The organism is Micromonospora sp. NBC_01392 (genome assembly GCF_045040125.1).
Classification (GTDB): Bacteria; Actinomycetota; Actinomycetes; order Mycobacteriales; family Micromonosporaceae; genus Micromonospora.
In genome coordinates, this window is record NZ_CP109549.1 from 4,909,983 (window position 1) to 4,914,440 (window position 4,458).

Consider the following 4,458-nt stretch of genomic DNA (forward strand, 5'->3'; position numbering starts at 1 on the left):
GACGATGCGTCCGGGTCCGCCCGGTCACCGGCGCAGGGCGTCGGCGAGGGCGGCCAGGTACGCGCCGGCCCGCGCCCCGTTGACCAGCCGGTGGTCGTAGGCCAGGCCGAGGTCGGCGGTGGTCCGCTCGCGTAACCCGCCGTCGGCGTCGAGCACGACCTCGCGGTGCACGTCGGGCACCGACAGCGCGCAGGTGACACCGGGCGGGATGATCGGCCGGGCGTGGGTCACGCCCGGGGTGTCGTTGAGCGCGACCAGGAAGTTCATGCCGGCCATGTCGTCCTCGCCGAGCCGGTTGCGCAGCGCCCGCATGCGCAGCGCGACCACGGTGTCGGCGAGGTCGCCCAGGTCCAGCTTCGCGGCGTCCCGGATCACCGGCAGGAACAGCCCGGTGCCGACGTCCACGGTCAGCCCGACCGCCGGCTGCGCCGCGTCGCGCACCCGACCGTCGCCGGTGAGCGTGGCGTACAGGTCGGGGAACCGGTCGTGCAGCGCGGCCACGGCGGCGATGACGAGCTCGGTGAGGCCGACGTCGGCGCCGGTCTCCTCGGCGGTCCGGCGGGCGTACCCGAGGGCGGCCGTCACGTCGACGCGCACCACGGTGAACGCGGCCGGGATCTCCCGGTGCGAGGTCGCCACCACCTCGGCGACGCGGCGTTGCGCCGGTGACAACGGCCGTCCGGCCGGCGACGCCACCGGCGGCCGGGCCGCGGCGGCCGGGCCCGGCGGCGGTTCCGGGGCCGGGCCCGGCGGCAGTTCCGGGGCCGGGCCCGGCGGCAGTTCCGGGGCCGGGCCCGGCGGCAGTTCCGGGGGCGGCGACGGTTCCGGGGGCGACGGCAGTTCCGGGGGCGGCGCGGTCGGGGCGGGCGCGGCCCCGACCGGCAGGACGCGGCCGATGACGCCGCCCGGGACGCAGTCCGCCCCGGCGGCCACGTCGTGCCGCAGCACGCCGGCGTGCGTCGCGGCCAGCTCCTCGATCGCCTTGGCGGTCTCCACCGCCGCGATCGGCTCCCCGACGCCGACGGTGGCGCCGGCCGGCGCCAGCCACTCCAGCAGCAGGTAGCTCTCGTCGGTCGGATTGAGCGTGGGCACCCGCACCGGGACACCCGGCTCGGCGGTCCCCGCCGGACGCGACCCGGCCGGCGGCGGGTCGACGCCGGCCGCCCGTGGCGCGGCGGGCCCGCCGGCCGGAACCCGCATGATCCGCTCCAGGATGGTGTCCGCGCCGAGCAGGACCGCGCGTTCCAGGTGCGGGGCGGACGGGATGACCCGGTCGGCGGAGCTGACCAGCTCGACCGGCCGGCGCAGCAGCGGCCACGCCTCGGCGTGCAGCCGGGCGGCCACCTCGCCGCCCCAGGTGCCACCGGCCGTGCTCTCCTCGGCGACGATCACCCCGGCCGCGCCGTCGAGCACGCCGCGCAGCCCGTCCACGTCGACCGGGTAGAGCCGGGCCGGCACCAGCACCTCGACGGCACGGCCCCGCCCGGCGGCGTCCCGCGCGGCGGCGATGGCCCGGTCGGCGACCCCGCCGGGCGCGATGACAATCGTCGGCGCGGTGTCGGCGGCCGGGTCGTGCACGCGGGCCCAGTTGCGGTCCGCGCCCCGCATCTCGACGGCGAAGCGGTCGTCGACGCGGCCGTCGACGTACCGGCGGCGGGTGTAGAGGATCTTGTCCTCGAACAGCATCGCCGGTTCGCCCCGGCGCAGCGCGGCGGCGAGCACGTCGGCCGCGTCGTGCAGGGGCGACAGTTCGAAGAGCGCGAGGTGCGGGATGCCGATGAAGTGCTTCTGCACGCTCTGGCTGTGCGTCGCGCCGTAGCCCCGCCCGCCGCCCACCGGACAGCGGACCACCACCCGCATCGGGACGCGCTCGCCGTACATGCTGACGGACTTGGTGAGGAGGTTGAGGATCGGGTCGAACGCGAGACCGACGAAGTCGCCGAACATGATCTCGACGATCACGGTGTCACCGCAGAGCGCCAGGCCACCCGCGACGCCGGTGATGCCGTTCTCGCTCAGCGGCGTCGACAGCACCCGGTCCGGGTAGGCGGTGGACAGCCCCCGGGTGACCTTGAACGCGCCGCCGTACGGGTCGGCGACGTCCTCACCCAGCAGCCAGACCCGGTCGTCGGCGGCGAACAGCTCTTGCAGGGCGCGGTTGAGGTTCTCGCTCACCCGTTCGGCGCGGGTCACGCCACGCCGCCGCTCACCAACGGCCGGGACAGCACCTCGGCCGAGACGTCCGCGACCCGCCGCCGGGCCCGCGCGTCCGCTGCCGAGAACTGCTCCGGGTACGCGGTGGCGTAGCGCTCCAGCCAGTCGAGCCGCCGCAGCTCGCGCAGCTCGTCGGCGGCGCGGGAGTCGTCGCCCTTGCTGTGCGGGCCGAGCCGGACCGTGTGCTGCACCAGCACGTGCGGTTGCCGGGTGGCGCGGACCCGCGCGACGTGCGGCGCGGCGCCGGCCCGCACCTCGTTGAGGTCGAGCGAGTCCGACTCGCTGACGGTGATCCCGAACCCGGCCACCCGGCCGGCGATGGTGCCGGCCAACTGCGCCGTGGTCGGGGTGGACTGGGCGATCCGGTTGTGCTCCACCACCACCAGCAGCGGCACCCGCCAGAGCTGCGCCATGTTGAGCGCCTCGTAGACCGCGCCCTCGCCCCAGGTGCCGTCGCCGACGTAGGCCGCCACGATCCGGTCCTGCCCGGTGCGGTTGAGGTGCAGCCCGACGCCGACCGCGGCGGGCAGGCTCTCCCCCTGCACCCCGGTGGACAGGAAACCGTCCCGGCGCAGGTGCTGGCTGCCGCCGTGCCCGTGGCACACCCCGCCGTCCCGGCCGAGCAGTTCCGCCAGCAGGCCGTGCGGGTCGGCGCGGTGGGCCAGGTAGTGCCCGTGCCCCCGGTGGTTGCTGAACACGAAGTCCCCGGTCAGCAACGGGGCCAGCGCGACCGGGATGTGTTCCTGGCCCAGGCAGGTGTGGGTGGTGCCGGCGAGGTGGCCGTCGGCGTACAGGCGGAGCAGCTCCTCCTCGAAGCGGCGGATGAGCAGCCCGGCGTCGAGGTCGGCGTCGCCGAGCGGGGACGGCGCGGCGGCCGTCATTCCTCGACGCCCCGCCGCGCCAGCAGCGCGCGCAGGTCCGCCACCGACCGCACGGCCCGGATCTCCCGCGGCGTGATGGTGACCCGGTAGGCGTCCTCGACCGCCGCGACGATCTGGAGGTGACGCAGGCTCACCCAGGCGGCCGTGGTGGCCGGCCCGGTCTGCGCGTCGACCTCGTCGACCGGCAGCTCCAGCACGTCGGCGACGAGTCGCACCAACCGACTGGACATGCCGTGTCCCTTCCGGAACGGGTCCTCCGGCGGCAGCGGCGGCGGCGCGCTGGCACACCGACCGGATGATCGATGCCTATACCGCGACGATGGTACAGGCCCAGTGCATGCCCCGGCCCAGCGAGATCAACGCGACCCGGTCACCCGCGTCGAGCTCCCCGGCGGCCAGCAGGCGGCTCAGCCCGAAGAGCTGGTCCGCGGCCCCGAGGTGCCCGTGCTCGGCGGCCAGCTCGCGGTTGGTCCGGGCCAGCGGCACCCCGTGCGCCTCGGCCAGCGACGTCATGGCCCGCTCGTTGTCGCCGACCAGGATCAGCCGCGCCAGGTCGGCGACCGCGACACCGGCCCGGGCGCAGGCCCGCTCGGTGACCCGCACGGCCCGTTCGTCGAGTTCGCGGGCGAACTGCGCGAACTGCTCGGCGTCGTAGTCGAAGAACTCCATCACGTGCCACCCGTCGAGGGCGGCGGGTGGATCGCCGCCGGGCCCGAAGGGCGTCGCCGCGCCGCCGCTGTCGAGCCGGTGGAACCCGGCGTAGCGGCCGTCGGTCACGGCCTCGGTGGCCAGCCAGCGCAGCCGCGGGTGCCCGCGCCGGGCCACCGTGGCGACCGCGCCGTCGGAGAACACCATCGGCTGGGTGTCCATCCGGTTCCAGTACGCCTCACAGGTCCGGTTCGCGGCCACCACCAGCGCGGTGGCGTACCCCGGGTGGGTGGCGAACCGGCCCGCGACGGTGTCCAGGCTGAGCACACCGGTGGTGCACGCCTGGGTGAGCAGCACCGCCTCGGCGTCCACCAGGCCGAGCCGGTGCGCCAGATCGGCGGCGGCGTCCCAGTAGAGGTGTTCGGTGACGTCGGTGACGGCCAGCACCAGCAGGTCCACCTCGGCGGCGGCCAGCGCGGCGGCGTCGAGCGCCCGGCGGGCGGCCCGTTCGGCGAGGTCGGTCACGCCGACCTCCGGCGCGGCGCGGTGCACCTGCCGGTAGCCGTAGCCGAGGACCCGTTGCACGTCGTCGGTGTACTCCCCCACCACGTCCGCCACCGGCGCCGGGTCGCCGAGCGCCTCCCCGAAGGACACCAGCCCGAAGCTCATGTTCGCCCGTCCCGCCGTGGATCCCGTCGATGCCTACCATTGCCGG

Annotated in this window: 4 protein-coding genes; all 4 read right to left on the reverse strand. The window is 76.0% G+C overall.

Annotated elements, in window-relative coordinates:
* Nucleotides 1-24: 24 nt before the first annotated feature.
* A complete protein-coding gene (locus tag OG767_RS21180; protein WP_405090165.1) occupies nt 25-2,193 on the reverse strand; it encodes a 2-oxo acid dehydrogenase subunit E2 in 2,169 nt (722 codons plus the stop codon).
* Nucleotides 2,190-3,095: a thiamine pyrophosphate-dependent dehydrogenase E1 component subunit alpha gene (locus OG767_RS21185; RefSeq protein WP_405090166.1), complete on the reverse strand. Its 906-nt coding sequence runs from the start codon at nt 3,093-3,095 to the stop codon at nt 2,190-2,192. The genes OG767_RS21180 and OG767_RS21185 overlap by 4 nt, the downstream gene beginning before the upstream one ends.
* Complete coding sequence (locus OG767_RS21190) at nt 3,092-3,325, reverse strand: acyl carrier protein (RefSeq protein ID WP_281939165.1); 234 nt, start codon at nt 3,323-3,325, stop codon at nt 3,092-3,094. The genes OG767_RS21185 and OG767_RS21190 overlap by 4 nt, the downstream gene beginning before the upstream one ends.
* A 76-nt stretch (nt 3,326-3,401) precedes the next feature.
* On the reverse strand, nt 3,402-4,412 hold the full coding sequence (locus OG767_RS21195) for a 3-oxoacyl-[acyl-carrier-protein] synthase III C-terminal domain-containing protein (RefSeq protein ID WP_405090167.1): 1,011 nt from the start codon (nt 4,410-4,412) through the stop codon (nt 3,402-3,404).
* Nucleotides 4,413-4,458: the final 46 nt, after the last annotated feature.